Origin of the sequence: Kitasatospora sp. NPDC001603 (assembly GCF_040298365.1) — a bacterium.
GTDB lineage: Bacteria > Actinomycetota > Actinomycetes > Streptomycetales > Streptomycetaceae > Kitasatospora.
Genome location: NZ_JBEPAA010000029.1, coordinates 64,447 through 90,278 on the forward strand (window position 1 = coordinate 64,447; position 25,832 = coordinate 90,278).

The 25,832-nt window shown below is 72.0% G+C and carries 23 protein-coding genes; 17 read left to right on the forward strand and 6 right to left on the reverse strand.

Annotated elements, in window-relative coordinates; all coding sequences use genetic code 11:
- The first annotated feature begins 88 nt into the window (after positions 1-88).
- The 8 genes from lepB to ABT263_RS19740 all read left to right on the forward strand — a co-directional run bounded on the left by lepB (position 89) and on the right by ABT263_RS19740 (position 7,785).
- A complete protein-coding gene (gene lepB, locus ABT263_RS19705) occupies positions 89-844 on the forward strand; it encodes a signal peptidase I (protein ID WP_352291653.1) in 756 nt (251 codons plus the stop codon).
- 199 nt (positions 845-1,043) lie between these two features.
- Positions 1,044-1,517, forward strand: a complete 474-nt coding sequence (locus ABT263_RS19710) for an NUDIX hydrolase (RefSeq protein ID WP_352291655.1) — start codon at positions 1,044-1,046, stop codon at positions 1,515-1,517.
- Between the two features lie 55 nt (positions 1,518-1,572).
- Positions 1,573-1,899, forward strand: a complete 327-nt coding sequence (locus ABT263_RS19715; RefSeq protein ID WP_030056781.1) for a DUF2469 domain-containing protein — start codon at positions 1,573-1,575, stop codon at positions 1,897-1,899.
- A 168-nt stretch (positions 1,900-2,067) separates the two neighbouring features.
- Positions 2,068-2,736, forward strand: coding sequence for a YraN family protein (locus ABT263_RS19720; RefSeq protein WP_352291657.1), 669 nt, complete (start codon positions 2,068-2,070; stop codon positions 2,734-2,736).
- Position 2,737: 1 nt separating this feature from the next.
- On the forward strand, positions 2,738-4,459 hold the full coding sequence (locus ABT263_RS19725; protein WP_352291659.1) for a YifB family Mg chelatase-like AAA ATPase: 1,722 nt from the start codon (positions 2,738-2,740) through the stop codon (positions 4,457-4,459).
- A gap of 2 nt (positions 4,460-4,461) precedes the next feature.
- A complete protein-coding gene (gene dprA, locus ABT263_RS19730; RefSeq protein ID WP_352291661.1) occupies positions 4,462-5,631 on the forward strand; it encodes a DNA-processing protein DprA in 1,170 nt (389 codons plus the stop codon).
- Positions 5,632-6,127: 496 nt separating this feature from the next.
- Positions 6,128-7,018: an RNA polymerase sigma factor WhiG gene (gene whiG, locus ABT263_RS19735; protein WP_502885826.1), complete on the forward strand. Its 891-nt coding sequence runs from the start codon at positions 6,128-6,130 to the stop codon at positions 7,016-7,018.
- Between the two features lie 194 nt (positions 7,019-7,212).
- Positions 7,213-7,785 (forward strand): TetR/AcrR family transcriptional regulator, encoded by a 573-nt coding sequence (locus ABT263_RS19740; RefSeq protein ID WP_352291695.1) that lies wholly within the window; start codon positions 7,213-7,215, stop codon positions 7,783-7,785.
- A 37-nt stretch (positions 7,786-7,822) separates the two neighbouring features.
- Here ABT263_RS19740 and ABT263_RS19745 read toward each other — a convergent pair whose 3' ends face one another.
- Positions 7,823-8,236, reverse strand: coding sequence for a M23 family metallopeptidase (locus ABT263_RS19745; protein ID WP_352291663.1), 414 nt, complete (start codon positions 8,234-8,236; stop codon positions 7,823-7,825).
- A gap of 1,058 nt (positions 8,237-9,294) precedes the next feature.
- Between ABT263_RS19745 and rpsB the strand changes: the two genes are divergently transcribed.
- The 6 genes from rpsB to rlmN all read left to right on the forward strand — a co-directional run bounded on the left by rpsB (position 9,295) and on the right by rlmN (position 15,434).
- Positions 9,295-10,203, forward strand: a complete 909-nt coding sequence (gene rpsB, locus ABT263_RS19750) for a 30S ribosomal protein S2 (protein WP_352291665.1) — start codon at positions 9,295-9,297, stop codon at positions 10,201-10,203.
- 129 nt (positions 10,204-10,332) lie between these two features.
- Positions 10,333-11,172, forward strand: coding sequence for a translation elongation factor Ts (gene tsf / locus ABT263_RS19755; protein WP_329489780.1), 840 nt, complete (start codon positions 10,333-10,335; stop codon positions 11,170-11,172).
- Positions 11,173-11,434: 262 nt separating this feature from the next.
- Entirely contained in the window at positions 11,435-12,199 is a 765-nt protein-coding gene (pyrH, locus tag ABT263_RS19760) for a UMP kinase (RefSeq protein WP_329489781.1), read from the forward strand.
- A gap of 127 nt (positions 12,200-12,326) precedes the next feature.
- The gene (frr, locus tag ABT263_RS19765; protein WP_329489782.1) at positions 12,327-12,884 is read left to right on the forward strand and encodes a ribosome recycling factor; all 558 of its coding nucleotides are present in this window, start codon (positions 12,327-12,329) and stop codon (positions 12,882-12,884) included.
- 200 nt (positions 12,885-13,084) lie between these two features.
- Complete coding sequence (locus ABT263_RS19770) at positions 13,085-14,221, forward strand: phosphatidate cytidylyltransferase (protein ID WP_502885824.1); 1,137 nt, start codon at positions 13,085-13,087, stop codon at positions 14,219-14,221.
- A 112-nt stretch (positions 14,222-14,333) separates the two neighbouring features.
- Positions 14,334-15,434 (forward strand): dual-specificity RNA methyltransferase RlmN, encoded by a 1,101-nt coding sequence (gene rlmN, locus ABT263_RS19775; protein WP_329489784.1) that lies wholly within the window; start codon positions 14,334-14,336, stop codon positions 15,432-15,434.
- A 49-nt stretch (positions 15,435-15,483) separates the two neighbouring features.
- On the opposite strand, the gene ABT263_RS19780 is transcribed toward rlmN, so the two are convergent.
- The 4 genes from ABT263_RS19780 to ABT263_RS19795 all read right to left on the reverse strand — a co-directional run bounded on the left by ABT263_RS19780 (position 15,484) and on the right by ABT263_RS19795 (position 19,516).
- Positions 15,484-16,635, reverse strand: a complete 1,152-nt coding sequence (locus ABT263_RS19780; protein ID WP_352291669.1) for a hypothetical protein — start codon at positions 16,633-16,635, stop codon at positions 15,484-15,486.
- Positions 16,636-16,662: 27 nt separating this feature from the next.
- Positions 16,663-17,439 (reverse strand): ABC transporter ATP-binding protein, encoded by a 777-nt coding sequence (locus ABT263_RS19785; RefSeq protein ID WP_352291671.1) that lies wholly within the window; start codon positions 17,437-17,439, stop codon positions 16,663-16,665.
- Between the two features lie 212 nt (positions 17,440-17,651).
- Positions 17,652-19,046, reverse strand: coding sequence for an aspartate aminotransferase family protein (locus ABT263_RS19790; protein WP_329489787.1), 1,395 nt, complete (start codon positions 19,044-19,046; stop codon positions 17,652-17,654).
- Complete coding sequence (locus tag ABT263_RS19795) at positions 19,043-19,516, reverse strand: Lrp/AsnC family transcriptional regulator (RefSeq protein WP_030306695.1); 474 nt, start codon at positions 19,514-19,516, stop codon at positions 19,043-19,045. Before ABT263_RS19795 ends, ABT263_RS19790 begins: the two co-directional genes overlap by 4 nt.
- A gap of 269 nt (positions 19,517-19,785) precedes the next feature.
- Here ABT263_RS19795 and ABT263_RS19800 point away from each other — a divergent pair, with 269 nt between their 5' ends.
- The 3 genes from ABT263_RS19800 to ABT263_RS19810 all read left to right on the forward strand — a co-directional run bounded on the left by ABT263_RS19800 (position 19,786) and on the right by ABT263_RS19810 (position 24,065).
- Entirely contained in the window at positions 19,786-21,261 is a 1,476-nt protein-coding gene (locus ABT263_RS19800; RefSeq protein ID WP_352291673.1) for a gamma-aminobutyraldehyde dehydrogenase, read from the forward strand.
- A 135-nt stretch (positions 21,262-21,396) separates the two neighbouring features.
- Positions 21,397-22,755 (forward strand): aspartate aminotransferase family protein, encoded by a 1,359-nt coding sequence (locus tag ABT263_RS19805; protein ID WP_329489789.1) that lies wholly within the window; start codon positions 21,397-21,399, stop codon positions 22,753-22,755.
- A 140-nt stretch (positions 22,756-22,895) separates the two neighbouring features.
- On the forward strand, positions 22,896-24,065 hold the full coding sequence (locus tag ABT263_RS19810) for a polyamine ABC transporter substrate-binding protein (protein WP_352291675.1): 1,170 nt from the start codon (positions 22,896-22,898) through the stop codon (positions 24,063-24,065).
- Positions 24,066-24,096: 31 nt separating this feature from the next.
- Here ABT263_RS19810 and ABT263_RS19815 read toward each other — a convergent pair whose 3' ends face one another.
- The gene (locus tag ABT263_RS19815) at positions 24,097-25,749 is read right to left on the reverse strand and encodes a PucR family transcriptional regulator (RefSeq protein ID WP_329489791.1); all 1,653 of its coding nucleotides are present in this window, start codon (positions 25,747-25,749) and stop codon (positions 24,097-24,099) included.
- Positions 25,750-25,832 lie beyond the last annotated feature (83 nt).

Sequence of the window (25,832 nt, forward strand, 5' to 3'; positions counted from 1 at the left end):
TCGGACGTGCCACGGCCCGCCGGGTTTTCCGCCTGTGGCCCCGGCGTGCCATGAGCGGTTCCGGGTCAGGCAGGGGTGGATGGTTTCGATGAGCAGTGTCGCGACACCGACGGCGGACCGCCCGCCCGCGACCGGACGGTCCCGGCCCAAGCCGGCCGCGGTGCTGCAGGGCGTGCTGATCGGGCTCGGTCTGGTCCTGCTGGTCGGCGGCTTCGTGGTCATGGCGCTGGACTACCGGCCGTACGGCATTCCGACCGGCTCGATGACCCCGACGCTCAAGGTCGGGGACACCGTCGTCGCCCGGCAGATCGACGGCAAGGACGTCGGCCGGGGTGACGTCGTGGTCTTCCGCGACCAGGCGTGGGGCGGTGAACTCATGGTCAAGCGCGTGGTCGCGGTCGGCGGGGACACCGTGGCGACCACCGGGGACGACCAACGGCTGACCGTCAACGGCAAGCCGGTGGAAGAGCCGTACCTGGAGGCGCAGGGCCCGCAGGGGAGCGCGTTCAGCGTGGACGTGCCGCCTGGCCGGCTCTTCCTGCTGGGCGACAACCGGCAGGGGTCGCTCGACTCCCGCCTCCACCTGGAGGTCGACGGCGGCACGATCCCCGCCACCGAGGTGGAGGCCCGGGTGGAGGCCACCGTCCTGCCCTTCGGCCGGACGGGTCTGTTCGCCCGCACCACCGCCTTCGACGCGCTCGGTGGGCCGAGGGCCGGCGAGCCGGGACCGTTGGAGCCGGCCTTCTACGCCACCGTTGTAGGCGCGGCGCTGATCGTCGTGACCTGTGGGGTGAGCGGGGCGGCCGGTGCGGCCCGCCGGGTGGGACGCCGCCGCGCCGCTTGACGGGTGCCACGGCCGCCGCTCCGACGGGCGCCGCCGCCCCGGCCGGCGGCGCAGCCTCAGTTCGAGCCGGCGCCGACGGCGGCGCGACCGCCGTTGACCGTGGCCCGATCGCTCTGCCGAACATCGCCCCGGCAGGTCCCGCCGGGTGGCAGGATCGAGGGGATCGGCCCGACGAACGAGGGGAGGGGGGAGGGCGGCGATGACGGCCAAGCACCGCAAGGCTTCACGGATCCTGCTGTTGGACGGGCAGGACCGCCTGCTTCTCTTCCGGGGCTCGGATCCGGTGGTGCCGGACGTCACCTGGTGGTTCACCCCCGGAGGAGGCCTGGAACCGGGGGAGAGCATTCGCGAGGCCGCGGTGCGCGAGCTCGCCGAGGAGACGGGGCTGCGGGGCGTGGTCCTGGGGCCTGTGGTTGCGTACGACACGGTTTCGTACTCCTTTCGGGAGCAGCGCTACGAACAGGAGCAGTGGTTCCACCTGGCCCGGACCGTGGAGACGGTGCTCGATCATTCGAGGATGGGCAGGGACGAGCACGCCGAACTGCTCGCGGCACGCTGGTGGACGGTCGAGGAGCTGGGGGAGACCGCCGAAACGATCTATCCGATCGGGCTGGCGGAATTCGTGGGGCGACTGCTGGCCGAGGGGCCGCCAGTCACGCCGGTAAGGCTCTGAGGGTGAGTGCGGTGGTCCACAATGGGTGGACGTGACAAGTTGAGGGGACGCCTGGATGAGTGCCGAAGATCTCGAGAAGTACGAGACCGAGATGGAGCTCAAGCTCTACCGGGAGTACCGGGACGTCGTCGGCCTGTTCAAGTACGTGATTGAAACCGAGCGACGCTTCTACCTCACCAACGACTACGAGCTGCAGGTGCACTCGGTCCAGGGCGAGGTCTTCTTCGAGGTGTCGATGGCGGATGCGTGGGTCTGGGACATGTACCGGCCGGCTCGGTTCGTCCGTAAGGTCCGGGTGCTGACCTTCAAGGACGTGAACATCGAGGAGCTCGCGAAGAGCGATCTGGAGCTGCCCTCGGACGAGTCCGGGTTCGGGAACTGACGTTGGACCTCTCGGTCCCGCGGTGTCCAGGGGGATTTCGACTTTCCCGGGATTCTCACCCCTGCGAGTGACAGAAGTTATCCACAGGCCCGGGTTATCCACAGGAAATAGCAACCCTCTGGCCCTGTCCCGGGTCGCACGGAAACCTCCGCGTCGGAGGTGGTCACCGTGCAGGACACCAAGCGCACCACGCGTAAGCAGAGTGAGACGCCCAAGGCCCGACCGAGTGGGCAGGCCCGGCGCAGGGCGGCGAGGGCGCCGGAGGAGTACCAGGCGGAGCTGTCCGGGCTCGGAAACGGGCCGGCTCCGCCGCGCACGGAGCAGGCCGACCCGGAGAAGGCCGGTCCAGAGCGAGCCGTTCCCGAGCAGGCCGGTCCTGAGCGGGGCGGTCCGGGGAAGGCCCTGCCGGAGCGCGGCACGAACAACGGGCTGGGCCGTTATGGGGAGCGGGTCGCCGCCCGGCGGCTCGCCGAGAGCGGCCTCAGGATCCTGGACCGCAACTGGCGCTGCGTCGAGGGTGAGCTGGACATCGTCGCCCTCGACGGCGACACCCTGGCCGTCTGTGAGGTGAAGACCCGCTCCGAGCGGGGATTCCAGCAGCCGAGCGAGGCCATCGACCGGGCCAAGGCCGCCCGCCTCCAGCGATTGGCGGAGCGCTGGGTGGCGGAGCGCTGGCCCGGCCACTTCGCCAGGCTGGCCGGCCCCGGCTACAGCCCCGCGCCGGCGGACCCGCAGTGGCCGCCCGTGCCGCCCGGCGGCGTCCGGATCGACCTCGTGGCCGTCATCAACCGGGCCCGGGGTGCCGCCTCGGTGGACCACCTGAGGGGGGTGGTCTGAGATGGCCTTCGCCCGTACCTGTTCCGTCGCGCTGGTCGGCGTCGACGGTGTGATCGTCGAGGTCCAGGCCGATCTGGAGCCCGGAGTCGCCGCCTTCACCCTGGTCGGTCTGCCCGACAAAGCCCTCTCCGAGGCCCGCGACCGGGTGCGCGCGGCCCTGGTGAACAGCGGCGAGGTCTGGCCGCAGCGAAAGCTCACCGTCGGACTCAGCCCCGCCTCGGTACCGAAGAGTGGCAGCGGCTTCGACCTCGCGGTGGCCTGCGCCGTCCTCGCCGCCGCCGAGCGGTTGGATCCGTCCTCCATCGCCGAACTGCTGATCATCGGCGAGCTGGGGCTCGACGGGCGGGTGCGCCCGGTACGCGGCATCCTGCCGTCCGTGCTCGCCGCCGCCGATGCCGGCTACCAGCGGGTCGTGGTGGCCGAACAGACTGCCGCCGAGGCCTCCCTGGTCCCGGGCGTGACCGTCATCGGCGTGCGCAGCCTGCGACAGCTCGTCGCCGTCCTGACCGGCGCACCCGAGCCGGAGGAGCCGCCCGACCCGATCAGCGGCCGCCCGGATCCCCTGATGGCCGGCCTGATGCTCCCCACCGCAGGAGTGCGCGGACTGCCCGACGACCGGGCCGCCCGGCTGGACCTGGCGGACGTCGCCGGCCAGTACGAGGCGCGACGCGCCCTGGAGATCGCCGCCGCCGGTGGTCACCACCTGTACTTGAAAGGTCCACCGGGCGCGGGCAAGACCATGTTGGCGGAGCGGCTCCCGGCGCTGCTGCCGCCACTCACCCAGAAGGAGGCCCTGGAGGTCACCGCCGTGCACTCGGTGGCCGGACTGCTCCCGGCCGGTCGGCCACTGATCGACTGCGCGCCGTACTGCGCACCACACCACTCCACCACCATGCCGGCCATCGTCGGCGGCGGCAGCGGCCTGCCCCGACCGGGTGCGGTCTCGCTGGCCCACCGGGGTGTGCTGTTCCTGGACGAGGCACCGGAGTTCCCGGTCAGGGTGCTCGACGCGCTGCGCCAGCCGCTCGAATCGGGGGAGGTGGTGATCGCCCGATCGGCGGGATCGCTCAGGCTGCCGGCCAGGTTCCTGCTCTGCCTGGCCGCGAATCCCTGTCCCTGCGGGCGGTACTCGCGGCGGGGCGAGGGGTGCGAATGCACTCCGGCGATGGTCAGCCGGTACCAGGGGCGGCTGTCCGGACCGCTGCTCGACCGGGTGGACCTCCAGGTCCAGGTCGCTCCGGTGACCAGGGTCGAGCTGATGGAGCGGGACACCACGGCGGAGAGCACCGCGACCGTGGCGGCCCGGGTGCTTGCCGCGCGGGAGCGTGCGGCGGCCCGGCTGGCGCACACACCGTGGCGGACCAATGCCGAAGTGCCCGGCCATGAGCTGCGGACCCGATGGCAGCTCGGCCCCAACGCGCTGAACGATGCCGCGCGACAGCTGGAGCGCGGTCTACTGACCGCCCGCGGCCTGGACCGGGTGCTCAGGGTCGCCTGGACGGTCGCCGATCTCGCCGGGCGGGAGCGGCCGGACCAGCGGGACGTACGGACGGCCCTGGTGCTCCGCACCGGTGTGGAGCAGGGGCTGCCGTTGACCGAGCGCTCCTTCGGCCGGCTCGGCGGCGAGCCGCTGCCGCCGGCCGGGCCGAAGGGCGACCGGCTGCTCCGTGCCGGTCCACCTGCCGCGACACCCGATCAGCGGCCGAGCGACAAGGAGACCTGAGCATGAACCAGACGATGAACCACCCTCAGCACCCTTCCGAAGCCGGGCGGGAGGCCGAGCCCGAGCGTCTCGCCAGGGCAGCGCTGAGCAGGCTCAGCGAACCGGGCGACGCAGTCCTGGGCCGGTGGCTCACCCAGCTCGACGCCGCTGACGTCGTCCGGGCGATCCGGGACGGCACCGTCCCCGACCATCCGGGCCTGGACGCGGAGCGGCTCGCCGCCTACCGGGCCAGGCTGGTCGACGTCGACCCCGTCACGGACCTGGAGCGAGTGCGTACGGCCGGTGGGCGCTTCATCATTCCGGGCGACACGGAATGGCCGAGCCAACTCGACGACCTGGGAGCCGGCAGACCGCTCGGGCTCTGGGTGTCCGGGACGGGTTCCCTGCGACTGCTCGCACTCCGCTCGGTCGCGGTCGTCGGTGCGCGGGCCTGCACGGCCTACGGAGCGCACGTCGCGGGGGAGCTGTCGGCGCAACTGGCCGAACGCGGGTGGGTGGTGGCCTCCGGCGCGGCGTACGGGATCGACGCGGCCGCCCACCGGGGTGCGCTGGCCGTCGGGGGGATGAGCATCGGAGTCCTCGCCTGCGGGGTCGATGTGGCCTACCCGAGGGGCAACGCCCAGTTGATCCGACGGATCGCCTCCCAGGGACTGCTGCTGAGCGAGCTTCCGCCGGGGGAGCACCCGAACCGGTTCCGGTTCGTGCTGCGCAATCGCGTGATCGCGGCCCTCACCCGAGGGACGGTGGTGGTCGAGGCGGCGTTGCGCAGCGGGGCGCTGAGTACGGCCAGACGCGCCCGGGACCTCAACCGGCACACGATGGGTGTCGCCGGTCCGGTGACGTCGGAGCTCTCGGCCGGGGTGCACGCCCTGATTCGTGGCGGCGCCACGCTGGTCACCGACGCGGCGGAGGTCGCCGAGCTGATCGGCGCGATCGGTGACGACCTCGCGCCCCAGCGCGGCGGGCCGGTGCTGCCGAGGGACCTCCTGGAGCCGGTCGTGGCGAGGGTCCTGGAGGCGGTGCCGGCGACGGCGGAGGGTGCGCCGGTGGAGCGCCTGGCCCGGCAGTCGGGTCTCCCGCCGGACGAAGTGCTCCACCGGCTCTACGAGTTGGGGTCGCTCGGCTTCGTGGAACGGCACGGTGCCCACTGGCGACTGGTGCGTGGCCGGTGACCGATCGGGCGGATCAGGACGAATCGGGAGGCGGCAGGGTGCGCCGCCGTCGGCGGGAGGTGGGGCGGTGAATCGCCGGTCGAGGCATTCACCCCCGCTGCCGGGCCCCGGCGAAACGAACGCCACCGGATCGGGGGACGACCGAGTGGCGGTAGCACATTGCAGTGAGTCGGTCACGCTACGCTCGCCATGCCTTCCCTATCAGCACATGACTCGGCAGAACGGCGCAGACCAACGCATGCCCACACACATTCCCGGACACAGAGTGACCGGTGGCGCCCGGTCCTCGGGAGGGCCGCGGACCGAGCGGCGCCCCGTGACCGAGTTCCCGCCCAAGGCGACGGGTGCGATGGGGGCCCTTGCCCGGCAGGGTGGCCGACCGGCGCACACCGGCGCGTACGCCGGTCGGCCGGACGAGCCCGGTCCGCCGGACGCTTCCGAAGCGGCCGGTACGTCCGAAGTGGCTACCGCCCCCGAGGTGGCTACCCCCCCCGAGGTGGCCGCCGTCCCCGGCCCGGCCCAGGGCCAGGACGCCGCGCCCGTACCCGCGGAGACGTCCACACCCGCGGAGGTGCCCGCTCCCGTCGGGACGCCGGCACCACGGCGGGAGTCGGGCGTCGGCTCCGACCGCACGGCGCTGGAAGCGCTCTGGCGCTCCTACAAGGAGACGGGCGACCAGCGATTGCGGGAGCAGCTGATCCTGCACTACTCACCGCTCGTCAAATACGTGGCGGGCCGGGTCGGGGTCGGTCTGCCCTCCAACGTCGAGCAGGCGGACTTCGTCTCCTCGGGTGTCTTCGGGCTGATCGACGCGATCGAGAAGTTCGACATCGATCGGGCCATCAAGTTCGAGACCTACGCGATCAGCCGGATCCGCGGCGCGATCATCGACGAGCTCCGGGCCCTGGACTGGATCCCGCGTTCGGTGCGGCAGAAGGCGAAGGCGGTCGAACGGACGTACGCGACCCTGGAGGCCCGGCTGCGCCGCACACCGCACGAGCCCGAGGTCGCGGCCGAGATGGGCATCGCGATCGAGGATCTGCACACCATCTTCAGCCAGCTCTCCCTCGCCAACGTGGTGGCACTGGACGAACTGCTCCACCCGGTGGGCGAGGGCGGGGACCGGCCGAGCCTGGGCGACACCCTGGAGGACCGCGGCGCGGACAACCCCGTGGAGGTGGCCGAGGACCGGGAGCTGCGCAGACTGCTGGCACAGGCGATCAACACCCTGCCCGAGCGGGAGAAGACCGTCGTCACGCTCTACTACTACGAGGGCCTCACCCTCGCGGAGATCGGCCAGGTGCTGGGGGTGACGGAGAGCCGGGTCAGCCAGATCCACACCAAGTCGGTGCTGCAGTTGCGAGCCAAGCTGTCGGACATCCGTTAGCGGCCCCTCCGCCATCCGGTAGCGGACCCTCCGGCGCCCGATCGTTCATCAGCTCCGACCCCTTGCGGGCCGCCTGCGGGGTGCTTCCGCCCCGCCGCTGGATCCCCTCCACGCACCCCGTCATGCGCGGCGCCGTATCGGCGGGGTGTAGGGCTCCGTACAGTGGGACAGTGCCGAAGATCCGAGCGGCCACTTTGGCCGAGCACCGACAGCTGCAGCGGGCAGCCCTCCTCGATGCTGCCCGCAGCCTGCTCACCGAGGGGGGAATGGATGCCCTGACCTTCCCCGCGCTCGCGGCGCGCACCGGGCTGGCGCGCTCCTCGGTCTACGAGTACTTCCGTTCCCGCGCCGCTGTGGTCGAGCTGCTCTGCGAGGTCGACTTCCCGCTCTGGGCGGCCGAGATCGAGGCCGGGATGGAGAGCTGCGACACCGCGGCGGCCCGGATCGAGGCCTACGTCCGAGGTCAGCTCGCGCTGGCCGGGGACCCTCGGCACCGGGCGGTGGCGGCGATCTCGGCGCTGGAGCTGGACGAAGCGGCGCGCGAGCGGATCCGGGCGGCCCACGGCAAGCTCGTCGGCCTGGTGGTCCAGGCCCTCCAGGACCTCGGTCACGAGCAGCCGCGGCTGGCTGCCGGGCTGCTCCAGGGAATCGTGGAGGCCGCCGTTCGGCAGGCCGAGCAGCGTCCTACCGGTGGGCCGGCCCCGAGTCAGGAAGTGATCGCGGACGCCGCGGTCGCGCTCGCCCTGCACGGCCTGGGCGGGAGCTGACCGAGCCGGTCCCGGCGCTCCCGTCCGAGTACCGGTCTCAGCGCCCCCGTCCGAGCGGGAGCAGTCGGGCCGCACCGGCTCCGAAGAGGGCCACGGGATCGAGGTACCGGTCGCCGCGCAGCAGCCCCCAGTGCAGGCAGTCGTGGCCGGCGCAGTGACCGGCACCGGGGGTGAGCTGCCCGATCACTTCGCCGGCCGTGACGGTGGTGCCGGTGGCGAGGCTCCCGGTGACCGGCAGATAGGTGGTCCGCAGCGGCGGAGATCCCGAGGCCGGGTGGGTGACGGTGACCACCGGTCGGCCCGCCACCAGGCCGGAGAAGGAGACCACCCCGGGGGCGGCCGAACGGATGTCCGCACCACCCGTGGCGGCGAGATCGACGCCCCGGTGTCCGGCGGCCCATGGTGTGGCCGGTGCCTCGAAGCGCCTGACCAGCCCACCCGGACCGCCCACCGGCCACGCCCGTCCGCTCCCGGAACCGGCGCCGCTCCCGGAACCGGCGCCGCCCCCGGCACCGCCCCCGGAACTGTCCCCGACACCGCCCCCGGAACTGGCACTGGCACTGGCATCCACAAAGTCGCGCGAGCAGTGCCCCGCCGTCTCGGCGGCGTGGCCCACCGGCCCCGGCAGAACGGTCAGCAGCAGGGCCGTCACCGTCACAAGCGCGAGCAGCAGCAGCCGGCGGTTGGGTCCGGGCCCCGGTCCGAGTGGCGAGGGCGACGACAAGCCCCCGACCCCGCTGAGGGCGCCGGACGACGCGGTGGTGGACGACGTGCTACCGGGCGGCGCGGCGGGGGAGACGGGCGGAACGAACGGAGCGGTGGCTTCCAGGGCGGTTGTCATGCCGCCGAGGTTCTCCGGGGTGCGCGAGCCCGACCAGCCCCACCCCGATTCCTGTGGACAACCGGGCCCTGTGGACAGCCGCCATCCCTCCCACGGGTGACGCGCCCCGAGTGCACCCCCGGCGCGAGCTCCTCCGAGCACGCCCCCGCGCCCACCCCTGCACGCACCCCCTCGCCCCCACCCCCGGCCTCCCTACCCCAGCCCGGGCCAGGCCGCCCCACCGCCCCCGCCGTCCTGCCCCCGTCCACCGCCCCACCGGCCGTCCCGGCACGGTCCCGTCCGCCCTCCCTCCCGCTTCCCCGCCCGTCTCCCCACCGACCTCCCGTCCCTGTGGAGTCGCCCGCGGCTCGGCGCTTCCCGTACACTTCACACGCGACCCGGTCCGCCGGGTCGACTTCGCACGCCCCGCCACCGGTGGACGGATGCGGCTCAGCCGCCGCCCCCGCCAGGTGCGAGTGCCGCTCGGTCCGCCGAGCCCGAAGGGTCTCCGGACCACTCGGGCCGAAGCGGCTCGGCACGTTCGGGGCGTCAGGCGTGGCTGTCACCTGACTGTCACGGACAAAACCGAGCCTGACCCGGCCGTACGCAGACGCCGAGCGGGGAGCGCCACCGCGCGACCCACCACGTCGACTGCGCGGAGCCGGGCGCAACACCTTAGGAGTACGGCTATGGCCGTCGTCACGATGCGGGAGCTGCTGGAGAGCGGCGTCCACTTCGGTCACCAGACCCGCCGCTGGAACCCGAAGATGAAGCGCTTCATCATCACGGAGCGCAACGGCATCTACATCATCGACCTCCTGCAGTCGCTGAACTACATCGACCGCGCCTTCGAGTTCATCAAGGAGACCGTTGCCCACGGCGGCAGCGTCCTCTTCGTCGGCACGAAGAAGCAGGCCCAGGAGGCCATCGCCGAGCAGGCCACCCGCGTGGGCATGCCCTACGTGAACCAGCGCTGGCTCGGCGGCATGCTGACCAACTTCCAGACCGTCTACAAGCGCCTTCAGCGGATGAAGGAGCTCGGCGAGATCGACTTCACGGACGTGGCCGGCTCCGGCCTCACCAAGAAGGAGCTCCTGGTTCTGGAGCGCGAGCACACCAAGCTCGAGAAGACCCTCGGCGGTATCCGCGACATGCAGCGCGTTCCCAGCGCCGTCTGGATCGTGGACACCAAGAAGGAGCACATCGCTGTCGGCGAGGCCCGGAAGCTCAACATCCCGGTCGTCGCGATCCTCGACACCAACTGTGACCCCGACGAGGTCGACTACAAGATCCCGGGCAACGACGACGCGATCCGCTCCGTCACCCTGCTGACCCGTGTGATCGCCGACGCCGTCGCCGAGGGCCTCAAGTCCCGCGCGGGTGTCGCCAAGGGCGACGCGAAGGCCGAGCCGGGCGCCGACCAGCCGCTGGCCGACTGGGAGAAGGACCTCATCGAGGGCGAGAAGAAGGCTGAGGAGGCTCCGGCCGCCGACGCCGACGCCGCCACCGAGGCCCCCGCCGGCGAGGCTGCTGCCGAGGTCGAGGCCCCCGCCGCCGAGGCCGCGGCCGCCGACGAGGCTCCGGCCGAGCAGGCCTGACGTACCAAGGGTGAGGGGCACTCGCCGGTACGACACCGGTAAGTGCCCCTCTCTCCCGTGCCGGGACCGAACCAGTGGTCCCGGCACAACCCCACGCAGACACGCGAGACGCGAGAAGAGATTCACACCATGGCGAACTTCACCGCCGCGGACGTCAAGAAGCTCCGTGAGCTCACCGGCGCCGGCATGATGGACTGCAAGAAGGCTCTGGACGAGGCCGAGGGCAACGTCGACAAGGCCGTCGAGCTGCTGCGCATCAAGGGCCAGAAGGGCGTCGCCAAGCGCGAGGGCCGTGACGCCTCCAACGGCGCCGTCGCCGCGCTGATCGCCGAGGACAAGAAGTCCGGCGTTCTGGTCGAGATCAACTGCGAGACCGACTTCGTCGCCAAGGGTGACAACTTCGTGCAGGTCGCCGACGCGATCGCCGCCCACGTCGCCGCGTCCGCTCCGGCCGACCTGGACGCCGCGCTGGCTTCCGAGATCGAGCCCGGCAAGACCGTCCAGCAGTTCGTGGACGAGGCCAACGCCACCCTGGGCGAGAAGATCGTCTTCCGTCGCTTCGCCCAGTTCGCGGGTGACGGCTTCGTCGCGGTCTACCTCCACAAGACCAGCCCCGACCTCCCGCCGGCCGTCGGCGTCCTGGTCGAGCTGGACAAGGAGAACGCCGAGGTCGCCAAGGACGTCGCGCAGCACATCGCCGCCTTCGCGCCGAAGTACCTCTCCCGCGAGGACATCCCGGCCGAGGACATCGAGAACGAGCGTCGCGTCGCCGAGGCCACCGCGCGCGAGGAGGGCAAGCCCGAGGCTGCCCTGCCGAAGATCGTCGAGGGTCGCGTCACCGGCTTCGTGAAGGAGTTCTCCGTCCTGGAGCAGGCCTTCGCGAAGGACAACAAGAAGACCGTCGCCAAGGTCCTCGAGGAGAACGGCGTCGCCCTCAAGCGCTTCGCCCGCTTCCGCGTCGGCGCCTGAGCCACGTTCCACCGGACTCCCGGCACGTTTAGGCTGGGAACCGCCCCCGCCCGCTGACCAGGGCGGGAGGGACGCGCCGAACGGGCTCACCCAGCGTCATCCGTCTATGGGCGGGCCGCGTCGGCACCATGAACGACGAGGAGGCCATTGCCGTGCAGGACACCGTACCGGTTCCCGCGGCAGTGGCCTCCTCGCGTGTACGCGCAGGTCGGGGATCCGCACACCCGCGCCTGTGAACCAGTAGGTGTAGAAGGAGAAGTCCATGCAGGAGACGCAGGAGACCGCGCAGGACCCCCAGGCCGGCTCGCCCCGCCGGGTGCTGCTGAAGCTGTCCGGTGAGGCTTTCGCCGGTGGCGGCGGGCTCGGCGTCGACCCGGACGTCGTGCACGCGATCGCCCGTGAGATCGCCACGGTCGTCCGCGCCGGTACCGAGGTCGCGGTGGTCATCGGTGGTGGCAACTTCTTCCGCGGCGCCGAACTCCAGGTGCGCGGCATGGACCGGGCCCGCTCCGACTACATGGGCATGCTCGGCACCGTGATGAACTGCCTGGCGCTGCAGGACTTCCTGGTCAAGGAGGGCATCGAGACCCGGGTCCAGACCGCGATCACCATGGGCCAGGTCGCCGAGCCGTACCTGCCGCTGCGCGCCGTCCGGCACCTGGAGAAGGGCCGTGTGGTGATCTTCGGCGCCGGTATGGGCATGCCCTACTTCTCCACCGACACCACGGCCGTCCAGCGTGCGCTGGAGATCCACGCGGACGTGCTGCTGATGGGCAAGAACGGCGTGGACGGCGTCTACGACTCCGACCCCCGGACCAACCCGGACGCGGTCAAGTTCGACGCGCTGGAGTACTCCGAGGTCATCGCGCGCGACCTCAAGGTCGCCGACCTCACCGCGATCACGCTGTGCAAGGACAACAACCTCCCGATGCTCGTCTTCGAGCTGCTGGCGGAGGGCAATATCGCGCGTGCGGTGAAGAGTGAGAAGATCGGCACACTCATCAGCCAGGATTCTGTCCGGGCCTGAGCAGCAATCAGCCGTACGGGACGGCGTCGCTACGCCGGCACCGCGTTCGGCGGCCGCCACACCGCGACCGGCTTCGACACCGACACCGGTCGGGACAACAGCAGATGAACCGGACAGGGAGTACACAGTGATCGAAGAGACCCTCCTCGAGGCCGAGGAGAAGATGGAGAAGGCCGTCGAGGTCGCCAAGAACGACTTCGCCGCCATCCGGACCGGCCGTGCGCACCCGGCGATGTTCGCCAAGATCGTGGCCGAGTACTACGGCGCCGTGACGCCGATCAACCAGCTGGCCTCGTTCTCCGTGCCGGAGCCGCGGATGGCGATCGTCTCGCCGTTCGACAAGACCGCGCTGAAGGCCATCGAGCAGGCGATCCGCGACTCCGACCTCGGCGTCAACCCGTCCAACGACGGGTCCATCATCCGGGTGGTGCTCCCCGAGCTCACCGAGGAGCGTCGCCGCGACTACATCAAGGTCGCCCGCGGCAAGGGCGAGGACGCGAAGGTCTCGATCCGTTCCGTGCGCCGCAAGGCCAAGGACGGCATCGACAAGCTGGTCAAGGACGGCGAGATCGGCGAGGACGACGGCCGTCGCGCCGAGAAGGAGCTCGACGACACCACGGCCAAGTACGTGGCCGCCGTCGACGAGCTGCTGAAGCACAAGGAAGCCGAGCTGCTCGAAGTCTGATGAACGACGCCCCTGACGCCCCTGGCTACTGGGGCCCATCCGATCAGCAGCACCAGCAGTACCAGCCGCACCCCCCGTACCGGCCGGCGCACGCGCCGCAGCCGGCCGCACCGGGCGCTGCGGGTGACCCCGGCCACCGAACGGGTCACTCGCAGCAGCCTCCGGTGTACTGGGGCGGTGACGCGGAGGAGACTCAGGTCATGCCCCCCGTACCGGCCGACCCAGGGCCCGACCCCGCCGAGGGGCCGACCCGGGAGGCCGGTCGGCTGAGCGGACCGCTGTTCCGGGACGAACAGCCCCGGACGGCGGTGCCGGGCGCGGCGGAGACGGTCGTGCTGCGCGCGATCACCGACGAGACCGCCCCGGCTCCCGGCCGCGGCGGCCCGCCGTACCCGGGCGTCCCGGCGTACTCCGCGCCGCCGCAGAGCCACCCGGCGGCCGGGCAGCCCCACCCTGTGCCGTTGTCCCACCCAGGGCAGGAGACACCCGTGGCCCAGCCCGCTCCGCAGCCGCAGCCCCGCAAGCAGCGCGGCGGTCGCAACCTCCAGGCCGCGATAGGCGTGGGCGTCGGCCTCGGCGCGGTGATCATCGCCTCGCTGTTCGTGGTGAAGGCGCTGTTCCTGTTCGTGGTGATGGCGGCCGTGTCGGTCGGGATCTGGGAGCTGACCAGCCGGCTGGCCGAGCGCAAGCAGATCAAGGCGCCGCTGGTCCCGCTGGTCGCGGGCGGCATCGCGATGATCGCCACCGGGTACTGGGCCGGCGTCCAGTGGGCGGCGGCCTCGCTGGCGCTGACCGGCCTGGCGGTGATGGTCTGGCGGATGGCCGAACCGCCGGAGAACTACCTGAGGGACATAACGGCGGGCATCTTCACCGCGTTCTACGTGCCGTTCCTGGCCACCTTCGTGGCGATGATGCTGGCGGCGGACGACGGCCCGCAGCGGATCGTGCTGTTCCTGATCGTCACCGTCTGCAGCGACACCGGCGCCTACGCGGTGGGCTACAAGTTCGGCAAGAACAAGCTCGCCCCGACGATCAGCCCGGGCAAGACCCGGGAGGGCCTGGCCGGCGGCATCGGCCTGTCGATGCTGGCGGGCGCGCTGCTGATGGAGCTGATCATCGACGGCGGCAGCTGGTGGCAGGGCCTGGTCCTGGGCGGCTGCGCGGCGGTCGTGGCGACCCTGGGGGACCTGGGCGAGTCGATGATCAAGCGTGACCTCGGCATCAAGGACATGGGCACGCTGCTGCCCGGCCACGGCGGCATCATGGACCGGCTGGACTCGCTCCTGCCGACCGCGCCGGTGGTCTGGCTGCTGCTGGCGGCCTTCGTCGGCAGCTGAGCCGGCCGGGCGGATCCGAACGGTGGGAGCCGTCGAGGGGCTCCGGACGCCTGGCGTCCGGAGCCCCTCGACCGTCTGGCGAGGTCCGAACGTCTGCGACACTGGATGAACCATGCCTAAGCCCGGAGAACTCACCTTTGTCGCGCCGCGTGGCGCCAAGCCCCCGCGACACCTCGCCGACCTGAGCCCCGTCGAGCGCAAGGAGGCCGTCGCCGAGCTGGGCGAGCAGCCGTTCCGCGCCAAGCAGCTCTCGAACCACTACTTCGGCCGGATGTCGAACGACCCGGCGAGCTGGACGGACATCCCCGCCGCCAGCCGGGAGAAGCTCACCGAGAGCCTGCTGCCCGAGCTGATGTCGGTGGTCCGGCACGTGTCGTGCGACGACGACAACACCCGCAAGACGCTCTGGAAGCTGTTCGACGGCACGCTCGTCGAGTCGGTGCTGATGCGCTACCCGGACCGGGTCACCATGTGCATCAGCTCGCAGGCGGGCTGCGGCATGAACTGCCCGTTCTGCGCGACCGGCCAGGCCGGGCTGACGCGCAACCTCTCCACCGCCGAGATCGTCGAGCAGATCGCGGCCGGGATGCGCGCGCTCAAGGAGGGCGAGATCCCGGGCGGTGAGGCCCGCCTCTCCAACGTGGTCTTCATGGGCATGGGCGAGCCGCTGGCGAACTACAACCGCGTGCTGGCCTCGATCCGCCGGCTCACCGACCCGGCGCCGGACGGCTTCGGCCTCTCCCAGCGCGGCATCACCGTCTCCACCGTGGGCCTGGTGCCGGCGATGAACCGCCTCGCGGACGAGGGCCTCTCCTGCCGCCTCGCGCTGTCGCTGCACGCCCCGGACGACGAGCTGCGTGACGAGCTGGTGCCGGTCAACACCCGGTGGAAGGTCGCCGAGGTGCTGGACGCGGCGTGGAACTACGCGGAGAAGTCCGGTCGCCGGATCTCCATCGAGTACGCGCTGATCAAGGACATCAACGACCAGGCGTGGCGGGCGGACCTGCTCGGCCGGCTGATCAAGAACCACCGGGTGCACGTCAACCTGATCCCGCTGAACCCGACGCCGGGTTCCAAGTGGACGGCCTCCCGGCCCGAGGACGAGCGCGAGTTCGTCCGCCGGCTGCAGGCGCACGGCGTGCCCACCACCGTCCGTGACACCCGCGGCCAGGAGATCGACGGCGCCTGCGGCCAGCTCGCCGCGGCGGGCTGAGACACCGGACCGGCCCCGCCGGGCCCGCCGGCCCGCTGCGGGCGCCGGTTCAGCGCAGACCGGCGGCCGCCAGCGCGGCGGTCAGCCCGCCGGTGACCAGCAGCACGGTGCCGACCGCGAGGGTCCGCAGGGCCACCGCACCGAACAGCAACCGGGGCGGGGTGCCGATCCGCAGCAAGGCGTCGGCGACGTCCCGGCGGGCGGTGCGGAGCTCGGCCAGTCGGGACACCACGGCGGCCACCGCGCAGCCCAGCACCAGGCAGGCCTCGACGGCGGGCAGGGTGTCGGCGCTGCCGGGCACCCCGATCCAGTAGCGGATGGTGGTGAGCACCACCGCGACCGCCAGGGTGAGCACGGCCAGCGGCGGGCCGAGCCGGCGGGCCTGCGCGGTCAGCCCCCGTCCGGCGAGCAGCCGCAGCGGGGTCGGCCGGCCGACGGCGAGCAGCGTTCCGGTCCAGGACAGCAGCGGGCCGGTGAGCAGGGCGAGCCCGACGGCGCTCGCCGCCCAGCCGCCCAGCGCGGCGGTGCTGGTGGAGCCGAGCCCGGCCGGCAGGTGGATCGGGCGGCCGTCGGCGGCGGCGCCGGGACGCAGCGCGATGAGTTCCAGGGCGAGGCCGATCACGGCCAGTCCGACCGGCAGGGCGATCCGCAGGGGGCCGAAGCCGGTCGGTACGGGCTGCCGCCTGCCGGGCAGGGTCTCGGCGATCGGCACCGCGGCGGCCGCCGCGATCCCCGCGGTGAGCGGGACCAGGGCGATCAGCGTGACGGGCGCGGCGGCCGGCAGCGGAAGGCCCATGCCGACCTCGGGGGCGAGCGAGGGCCCGGCGATGTCGTTGCGCAGGACCAGGAAGAGCAGCAGGGTCAGCGCGGAGCCGAGGGTGCAGGCGAGCGCGATCTCGCCGGCGATCAGGGTCCGGATCCGGGCGGAGCCGGCGCCGGCCGCGGTGAGGCCGGTGATCCGTTCGGGGCGCCGGGCCGGTACCGCGCGGGCGGCCACGGCGGCGAACCAGGCCACCGCGGCGAGCGGGGGCAGGCACCAGAGCAGCCGGGCGACGGCGTCGGCGCCGCCCGCCGGGTCGCTCATCGCCCGGCCGAGGGCGCGCAGCAGGAACGCGGCGACGACCGCGCCGGCCAGTGCGGTGAGCAGCCAGCGGCCGAGGTCGGGCACCCGGTAGCCCCGGGCCAGACGGAGATAGAACACGTCGACTCTTTCAGCGGCGGGGCGGCGTCATCGGCGCGTGGCCGACACGGCGGACGCTCCGGTGGCTCCCGGCGCGGCGGCGGTTCCGGCCGGTCCGGGGGTGCCGCGCGGGACGGGGGCGGCGGGGGCGGCCAGCCGTCCGTCGACGAGCGCGACGGCGCGGTCCGCGTACCGGACGAGCTCGGGGTCGTGGGTGGCCAGGACGAGGGTGAGCTGGTGCGAGCGGGCCGCGCTGGTCAGTATCCGCAGGATCTGGTCGGCGGCCTCGCGGTGCAGCGGCGCGGTCGGGTCATCGGCGAAGACGACCGGGGGCAGCGGGGCGAGCGCGCGGGCGACGGCGATCCGCTGGCGCTGGCTCTGGATCAGCCGGTCGGGCCGCAGCCGGGCGATGTCGCCGATGTCGAGCCGCTCCAGCCACTCGGTGGCGGCGGTGTACGCGGCCTTGTTGCCGGCGCCGGCCAGCAGCAGGGGCAGGGCGACGTTCTCCCGGGCGGTCAGCTCGGGCACCAGGTGCGGTTCGGAGCCGACGAAGCCGAAGCGGTCGCGGCGCAGCCGTTCGCGGCCGGCCCGGCCGAGGGTGTGGACGGGGGCGCTGTTGAACCAGACCTCCCCCTCGTCGACCGGGATGAGGGCGGAGAGACAGCCGAGCAGGGTGCTCTTGCCGGAGCCGCGCGGGCCGGTGACCGCCAGCACCTCGCCGTCCCGGACGCCGAGCGAGATGCCGCGCAGGGCGGGGGTGCCGTGATGGGACTTGACGATCCCCCGGGCCCACAGCACGTCGTTGTCAGGCGGGGCCGCTGACATGAGGTTCCATCCTGGGTGGCCGCAGGGATATGACAGTCGTCAGATTAGAACGACCGGGGCCAGGCGCGGTGGCGGCGCACTGGCCCATCAGGGGCAAATCACCCGGAAACAGGCGTGTTTGGTCCGAGAGATCGTCCGGGAAACGCCGCAGGGCGGTCCCGCGGGGAGCGGGACCGCCCTGCGGCGGAGGGTGGGGAAGGAAGATCAGGTCGTCAGATCTTGGCCCACGCGTCGGTGAGGCTGGTCCGCAGGATCTGCTCGATCTCGTCGAAGGTCGACTGGTCGGAGATCAGCGGCGGGGCCAGCTGGACGACCGGGTCGCCACGGTCGTCGGCGCGGCAGTACAGGCCGTTGTCGAAGAGCGCCTTCGACAGGAAGCCGTAGAGCACGCGCTCGACCTCGTCGTCGTTGAACGACTCCTTGGTGACCTTGTCCTTCACGAGCTCGATGCCGTAGAAGTACCCGTTGCCGCGGACGTCGCCGACGATCGGCAGGTCGCGCAGCTTGTTCAGGGTGCCGAGGAAGTTCGCCTCGTTGTCCAGCACGTGCTGGTTCAGGCCCTCGCGCTCGAAGATGTCGAGGTTGGCGAGCGCCACCGCGGAGGAGACCGGGTGGCCACCGAAGGTGTAGCCGTGCAGGAAGGTGTTGTCACCCTTGTAGAACGGCTCGGCCAGGCGGTCCGAGATGATCGTGGCGCCGATCGGGGAGTAGCCCGAGGTCATGCCCTTGGCGCAGGTGATCATGTCGGGCTGGTAGCCGAACTTGTCGGCGCCGAACATGGTGCCCAGGCGGCCGAAGGCGCAGATGACCTCGTCCGAGACCAGCAGCACGTCGTGGCGGTCGCAGATCTCGCGCAGGCGCTGGAAGTACCCGGGCGGCGGCGGGAAGCAGCCACCGGCGTTCTGCACCGGCTCGACGAAGACGGCGGCGACGGTCTCGGCGCCCTCGTTGAGGATCGCCACCTCGATCTCGTCGGCGCACCAGCGGCCGTAGGCCTCGGGGTCGACGGTGCCGTCCGGGCCTTCGAGGAAGGCCGGGGCACGGTAGATGTTGGTGTTCGGGGCCTTGTGGGTGCCCGGCACCAGCGGCTCGAACGGGGCCTTCAGGCCCGGCAGGCCGGTGATCGACAGGGCGCCCTGCGGGGTGCCGTGGTAGGCGACCGCACGCGAGATGACCTTGTACTTGGTGGGCTTGCCGGTCAGCTTGAAGTACTGCTTGGCCAGCTTCCACGCGGTCTCGACGGCCTCGCCGCCACCGGTGGAGAAGAACACCTTGTTCAGGTCGCCCGGGGCGTAGTTGGCCAGGCGCTCGGCCAGCTCGACGGCCTTCGGGTGGGCGTAGCTCCACACCGGGAAGAAGGCGAGCTCCTTGGCCTGCTTGGCAGCGGCCTCGGCGAGCTCGACGCGGCCGTGGCCGGCCTGCACCACGAACAGGCCGGAGAGGCCGTCGATGTACTTCCGGCCCTTGTCGTCCCAGATGTAGGTGCCCTCGCCCCTGGCGATCGTCGGCACGGGGGAGTTCTCGTACGACGACATGCGGGTGAAGTGCATCCACAGGTGGTCGTAGGCGGTCTTGGAAAGGTCCTTCTGCGCCGGGTCGGCTGTCATCGGGTGCCCCAGGTGTAGGTCTGTTTCCGGAGCTTCAGGTAAACGAAGCTCTCGGTGCTCCGCACGCCGGGAAGCGCGCGGATGCGCTTGTTGATCATTTCGAGCAGGTGCTCGTCGTCCTCGCAGACCAGCTCGGCCAGGAGATCGAACGAGCCTGCGGTGCAGACGACGTAGTCGACCTCGTCGAGGGCGGCCAACGCGTCGGCGACGGGCTCGATGTCGCCCTCGACCCGGATCCCGACCATCGCCTGGCGGGTGAAGCCGACGGTGAGCGGGTCCGTGACGGCGACGATCTGCATCACGCCTTGGTCGAGCAGCTTCTGGACGCGTTGCCGTACGGCTGCCTCGGACAGGCCGACGGCCTTGCCGATGGCGGCGTACGGGCGGCGCCCGTCCTCCTGGAGCTGCTCGATGATCGCCTTGGAGGCGGCGTCGAGGGGAACGCTGGCGTTCCGGTCGCGGTTGGCCACGCCGCCACTGTGCCTGATCGGCCCTCTGTTCGCAAGCGCGGGAGCTGCTGATTTCGTCGTGATCTTGGAAATCATGTACGGATTTCATTGCCGTGTCGAAGTTGTCCTGTCGATACCGGCTGTCGTACGGCTACCCTGGTCCGGTACGCGCGCGGCTTCGCAGCGCAGCGCGCGTTCCCCCGAACAGTGGACCGCGCCGCGCCCGGCGCGGCCACTCGGCGCCCTTCGCCCGGCGGATCCGCCGACGTACCATGGCGCCGGAATCTGCAATGCCGCAGGCCCAGACCGAGGAGAGACCCGTGAGCGACCTTCGCACGCTGCGCAACTACATCAACGGTGAGTTCGTCGATGCGGCGGACGGCCGCACGCTCGACATCGTGGACCCCACCACCGGCGAGGTCTACGCGACGTCCCCGCTGTCCGGCGCCGCCGATGTCGACGCCGCGATGGCCTCCGCCGACGCCGCTTTCCCGGTCTGGCGCGACGCCACCCCGAGCACCCGCCAGAAGCTGCTCCTCAAGATCGCCGACGCGGTCGAGTCCCGTGCCGACGAGATCGTGGACGCCGAGGTCCGCAACACCGGCAAGCCCCGCGCGCTGACCCTCTCCGAGGAGATCGGCCCGATGGTGGACCAGATCCGCTTCTTCGCCGGCGCCGCCCGCCTGCTGGAGGGCAAGGCCGCGGGCGAGTACATGGACGGGATGACCTCGATCGTCCGCCGCGAGCCGGTCGGCGTCTGCGCCCAGGTCGCGCCGTGGAACTACCCGATGATGATGGCCGTCTGGAAGTTCGCCCCGGCCATCGCCGCGGGCAACACCGTGGTGCTGAAGCCGTCGGACACCACCCCGGCCTCCACCGTGCTGCTGGCCGAGATCATCGGCGGCATCCTCAAGGACATGGAGCTGCCGGCCGGCGTCTTCAACGTGATCTGCGGCGACCGCGAGACCGGCCAGGCCATGGTCGAGCACCCCACCCCGGCGATGGCCTCCATCACCGGCTCGGTGCGCGCCGGCATCTCGGTCGCCGAGTCGGCGGCCAAGGACGTCAAGCGCGTCCACCTGGAGCTGGGCGGCAAGGCCCCGGTCGTGGTCTTCGAGGACGCGGACATCGCCGAGGCCGTCGAGGGCATCTCGGTCGCCGGCTTCTTCAACGCCGGCCAGGACTGTACGGCCGCCACCCGCGTGCTGGTGCACGAGTCGATCCACGACGCCTTCGTCGAGGCGCTGGCCAAGGCCGCGGCCGAGACCAAGACCGGTGGCGTGGACGACGAGGACGTGCTGTACGGCCCGCTGAACAACGCCAACCAGCTGAAGCAGGTCACCGGCTTCATCGACCGCCTGCCGACGCACGCCAAGGTCGAGGCCGGCGGCCACCGGGTCGGGGACAAGGGCTACTTCTACGCCCCGACCGTCGTCTCCGGGCTGAACCAGGACGACGAGATCATCCAGAACGAGGTCTTCGGGCCGGTCATCACCGTGCAGAAGTTCTCCGACGAGGACCAGGCGGTCGGCTACGCCAACGGCGTCGAGTACGCGCTGGCCTCCTCTGTCTGGACCAAGGACCACGCCCGCGCCATGCGGATGTCTCGCCGCCTGGACTTCGGCTGCGTCTGGATCAACACCCACATCCCGCTGGTCGCCGAGATGCCGCACGGCGGCTTCAAGAAGTCGGGCTACGGCAAGGACCTCTCCTCCTACGGGTTCGAGGACTACACCCGGGTGAAGCACGTCATGACTGCGATCTAGCAGGTCACAGGTCTGGCGATGGGCCCGGGGTCGGTACGGCCCGGGCCCATCGCCTTGTCATCCTGTCGGCCGATCGGGTGACCGCCTGACAGGATGAACCTGCACTTCGGCACCGTGACTCCCTAGCCTTGCCGCATGAGCATCCCCACCGCTGACTCAGCTGCCGGCCAGGCCGTCAAGGCCGCCGACCGCGCGCACGTCTTCCACTCGTGGTCCGCCCAGGCGCTGATCGACCCCCTCGCGGTGGCCGGCGCCGAGGGCTCGTACTTCTGGGACTACGACGGCAACCGCTACCTCGACTTCTCCTCGCAGCTGGTGAACACCAACATCGGGCACCAGCACCCGAAGGTGGTCGCCGCGATCCAGGAGCAGGCCGCGAAGCTCTGCACCATCGCCCCCGGCTTCGCCGTCGAGTCGCGCAGCGAGGCCGCCCGGCTGATCGCCGAGCGCACCCCCGGGGACCTCGACAAGATCTTCTTCACCAACGGCGGCGCCGAGGCCAACGAGAACGCCATCCGGCTGGCCCGGCTGCACACCGGGCGGCAGAAGGTCATGGCGACCTACCGCTCGTACCACGGCGCCACCGCCAACGCGATCGCCCTCACCGGCGACCCGCGCCGCTGGGCCAACGAGACCGGCGTCTCCGGTGTCGTGCACTTCTGGGGCCCGTACGCCTACCGCTCCAACTTCCACGCCGAGAACGAGGCGCAGGAGTGCGAGCGCGCGCTGGAGCACCTGGAGCAGGTGATCGCGTTCGAGGGCCCGGGCACGGTCGCGGCGATCATCCTGGAGACCGTGGTCGGCACCGCCGGCATCCTGATCCCGCCGCCGGGCTACCTGGCCGGGGTGCGCGAGATCTGCGACCGCTACGGCATCGTCCTCATCCTGGACGAGGTGATGGCCGGCTTCGGCCGCACCGGCGCCTGGTTCGCCGCCGACCACTGGGGCGTCACCCCGGACCTGCTGACCTTCGCCAAGGGCGTCAACTCCGGGTACGTCCCGCTCGGCGGGGTGGCGATCAGCGCGGAGATCGCCGCGACCTTCGCCGAGCGGCCGTTCCCCGGCGGGCTCACCTACTCGGGCCACCCGCTGGCCTGCGCCTCGGCCGTCGCCACCATCAACACGATGGCGGAGGAGGGCATCGTCGAGAACGCCGCGCGGATCGGCGAGGACGTGATCGGCCCCGGTCTGCGCGAGCTGGCCGAGCGGCACCCCTCGATCGGCGAGGTCCGCGGCCTCGGCGTGTTCTGGGCGCTGGACCTGGTCAAGGACCGCGCCACCCGCGAGCCGCTGGTGCCGTACAACGCGGCCGGCCCCGCCAACGCGCCGATGGCCGAGCTGGCCGCCGCCTGCAAGAAGCGCGGGCTCTGGCCGTTCGTCAACATGAACCGCTTCCACGTCGTCCCGCCGTGCACCGTCACGGAGGAGGAGGCCAAGGCCGGTCTCGCCGTGCTCGACGAGGTGCTGTCGCTGACCGACGAGCACACCGTCTGACCGGCGGACCGTCCGACCAGTAGGCAGTCCGACCAGCACACAGTCCGGCGTGCTCGTGGCCCGACGACGTACCAGACCCGACAGGACGGCCCCGGGTGCCCGCGTGCGCCCGGGGCCGTCCCACGCCCCGGAGGCCCACCTTGTCCCGCACCACCCTCACCCGCCGCGGCGTGCTCGGCACCGCCGGGCTGATCGGCGCCGGCGCCCTGACCGGCTGCGGCATCCCGTCCGCCTACGTGGCCGAGGACCACCGCTCCGCGCCCGACCGCTCGGGGAGCGAGAAGCGGCTGGCGTTCTCCAACTGGACGCAGTACATCGACGTCGACGACGACGGCAACCGGCCGACCCTGGACGCCTTCACCGAGCGGACCGGGATCAAGGTCACCTACACCGAGGACATCAACGACAACGACGAGTTCTTCGGGAAGATCGGCCCGGTCCTCACCCAGGGCAGCGACCCCGGCCGGGACCTCATGGTGGTCAGCGACTGGATGGCCGGGCGGTACGTCTCGCTCGGCTGGGTGCAGGCGATGGACCGCGCCAACCTGCCCAACGTCACCGCGCAGCTGGATCCGCAGCTGGCGAACCCGGCCTTCGACCCCGGGCGCCGGCGCAGCGTGCCGTGGCAGTCCGGGATCACCGGCATCGCCTACAACCGCAAGGAGCTGGGCCGCGAGATCAGGTCGACCGCCGACCTCTGGGCCCCCGACCTCAAGGGCCGGGTCACCCTGTTCGCCGGGCTGGACGAGGCGCTCGGCCTGCTGATGCTCGGGTACGGCGCCGACATCGGGGCCTTCACCGAGGACGACGCGCACCGGGCGATGGACCTGGTCCAGAAGATGGTCGACGGCCGGCACATCCGCCGCTTCACGGGCAACGACTACACCAGCGACCTGGCCTCGGGGGCCGCGCTGGCCTGCCAGGCCTACTCCGGTGACGCCGTCCAGCTCACCGCCGAGAACCCGGACATCGCCTTCGTGGTGCCCGAGGAGGGCGGCGAGCTCTGGGCGGAGAGCCTGCTGATACCCAACCGGGCCGACCACAAGACCAACGCCGAGCTGCTCATCGACCACTACTACCGACCCGAGGTGGCCGCCGAGCTGGCCGCCGCCGTGCAGTACATCTGCCCGGTGCCGGCCGCCCGCGAGGTGCTGGCGGACAGCGGGGACAGGGAGAAGGCCGAGCTGGCGGAGCACCCGCTGCTGTTCCCGACCGACGAGATGCGGGCCCGGCTGCACACCATGCGCGACGTCACCTCGGCCGAGCGTCCCGGCCTGCACAAGGTCTGGGGCCGCATCACCGGGGTCTAGCCGCACGGGGCCGGCCGAGGGGGGCCGCGGCTCAGCGGCGCACCGCGTCCAGCCCGAGCAGCGCGACGTGCAGCGAGAGGCAGGACTCCACCTGGTCGAGGTCGACGCCGAGGATCCGCTCGACCTTGTGCAGCCGGTCGTAGAAGGACGGCCGGGACAGGTGCGCGGCGTCGGCCGCCGCCGACTTGTTCCGGCCCTGCTCCAGGTAGATCCGCAGCATCTGCACCAACTGGGCGTTGTGCTCGGCGTCGTAGGCGAGCAGCGGGCCCAGCTCGCGCTCGACGTAGGTCTGCAGCCGGGCGTCGTCGCGCAGCAGGTGCAGCAGGCCGCGGAGCCGGACGTCGGGCAGCCGGTAGTACGCGGCCGCCCGGCCGCCGGGGGCGTCGTGCAGTGCGGCGTCGGCGACCTGGGTGGCCTCCAGCAGGGTGCGCCGGGCGTCGCGCACCGAGCCGACCGAGGAGCCCGCGGCGACCACCGGCGCCGGCGCGGGGGCGGCCTCCCGGTCGGCCTCCGCCGTCAGCCGGCGCAGCGCCGCGGCGAAGGCGTCCAGCGCGGCGTGCTCGTCCTGCTGGGCGGCGAGGGCGATCAGCACGCCGACGCCCTCGTCGTCCAGCGCGCCGACGAGGGCGGAGAGCCGGCAGCTCCGGATCGCGGTGGCCGCCAGCTCGGTGAAGTCGCGCAGCCTGGCCTGGGCCTCCAGGGCGGCCGGGATCGGTCCGCGCCGCTGCCGCAGGACCACCCCGACCAGCCGGCGGCCCTCCAGCGGCACGCCGAGGGCCTGGGCGCGCAGCGCCACCTCGGAGACGGTCAGGGCATGGGTGAGGATGCCGGAGAGCAGCGTGCGGTGGGTCTGCCGCTCCAGGCTCTCGCGGTCGCGCACCACCAGCCGGTTGAGGGCGAGCGCGGAGGCGCCGCGCTCGAGCAGCATGGTGTGCGGGTGCGCGGTGCCCTCGGGCAGCGGCCCCGGGTCGGCGACCAGGACGAGCCGGCCCCAGTCCTGGCCGCGGGCGCCGACCGTGGTGACCAGCCAGCCGCTGCGCGGGTCGTGGCCGGTGCGGCCGGGCGGGCGGACCCCGCGCGACCGGCGTTCCCAGTCCTCCAGCAGCTCGGTCTCGGGCCGGCCGGCGGTGTCGTGCGCCAGCACCTGGTGGGCGAGGTTCTCCAGCACCACCGGCCCGCCCGCCATCCGGGCCACCTGACGGACCACCTCGGCCGGCTCGGCGCCCTCCACCACCAGCTCGTTGAAGACCTGGTGGACCGCCTCCGAGGTGCGCAGCTGCTCCAGCTGGGCGTTCACCACCAGGGCGTGCACGGCCTCGGTGACGGCGACGAAGCGCAGCTCGCGGCGGAGCGCGATCAGCGGGAGACCGCGCTGCTCGGCGGCGTGCACCAGGGCGCGGGGCAGCGAGTCGAAGTAGCGCCGGCCGAACTCGATGACCAGGCCGGCCACGCCGACCTCGTCCAGCTCCCGCACGTACCGGGCCAAGCCCTCGCGGTCCTCGGGCAGCGCGATGCCGGTGGTCAGCACCAGCTCGCCGCCCTGGAGCACCCCGGCGACGTCGGGCAGTTCGCTGACGTGGACCCAGCGGACCGGGCGCTCCAGGTGGTCGGTGCCGGCGACGACCTGGGGGAGGCCGCGCCGCATCACCTCCAGGTCGAGCACACGGGCGACGGTGGGGAGCATCGCGGGCCTCCAGGGTTCAGAGTGTCAGGTAAATCATCGCTCGCGGCGACGAACTGTCGCCCTGCCGAAACCCTTGCACCCTG

Coding starts and splice junctions, on each gene's coding strand:
- dprA (WP_352291661.1), top strand. CDS start 4,462: ATGAACCAGACGATGAACCACCCTCAGCACCCTTCCGAAGCCGGGCGG.
- ABT263_RS19710 (WP_352291655.1), top strand. CDS start 1,044: ATGACGGCCAAGCACCGCAAGGCTTCACGGATCCTGCTGTTGGACGGG.
- lepB (WP_352291653.1), top strand. CDS start 89: ATGAGCAGTGTCGCGACACCGACGGCGGACCGCCCGCCCGCGACCGGA.
- ABT263_RS19815 (WP_329489791.1), bottom strand. CDS start 25,749: ATGCTCCCCACCGTCGCCCGTGTGCTCGACCTGGAGGTGATGCGGCGC.
- ABT263_RS19770 (WP_502885824.1), top strand. CDS start 13,085: ATGCCCCCCGTACCGGCCGACCCAGGGCCCGACCCCGCCGAGGGGCCG.
- ABT263_RS19790 (WP_329489787.1), bottom strand. CDS start 19,046: ATGACAGCCGACCCGGCGCAGAAGGACCTTTCCAAGACCGCCTACGAC.
- ABT263_RS19805 (WP_329489789.1), top strand. CDS start 21,397: ATGAGCATCCCCACCGCTGACTCAGCTGCCGGCCAGGCCGTCAAGGCC.
- tsf (WP_329489780.1), top strand. CDS start 10,333: ATGGCGAACTTCACCGCCGCGGACGTCAAGAAGCTCCGTGAGCTCACC.
- pyrH (WP_329489781.1), top strand. CDS start 11,435: ATGCAGGAGACGCAGGAGACCGCGCAGGACCCCCAGGCCGGCTCGCCC.
- ABT263_RS19800 (WP_352291673.1), top strand. CDS start 19,786: ATGCCGCAGGCCCAGACCGAGGAGAGACCCGTGAGCGACCTTCGCACG.
- rpsB (WP_352291665.1), top strand. CDS start 9,295: ATGGCCGTCGTCACGATGCGGGAGCTGCTGGAGAGCGGCGTCCACTTC.
- ABT263_RS19785 (WP_352291671.1), bottom strand. CDS start 17,439: ATGTCAGCGGCCCCGCCTGACAACGACGTGCTGTGGGCCCGGGGGATC.
- ABT263_RS19715 (WP_030056781.1), top strand. CDS start 1,573: ATGAGTGCCGAAGATCTCGAGAAGTACGAGACCGAGATGGAGCTCAAG.
- rlmN (WP_329489784.1), top strand. CDS start 14,334: ATGCCTAAGCCCGGAGAACTCACCTTTGTCGCGCCGCGTGGCGCCAAG.
- ABT263_RS19725 (WP_352291659.1), top strand. CDS start 2,738: ATGGCCTTCGCCCGTACCTGTTCCGTCGCGCTGGTCGGCGTCGACGGT.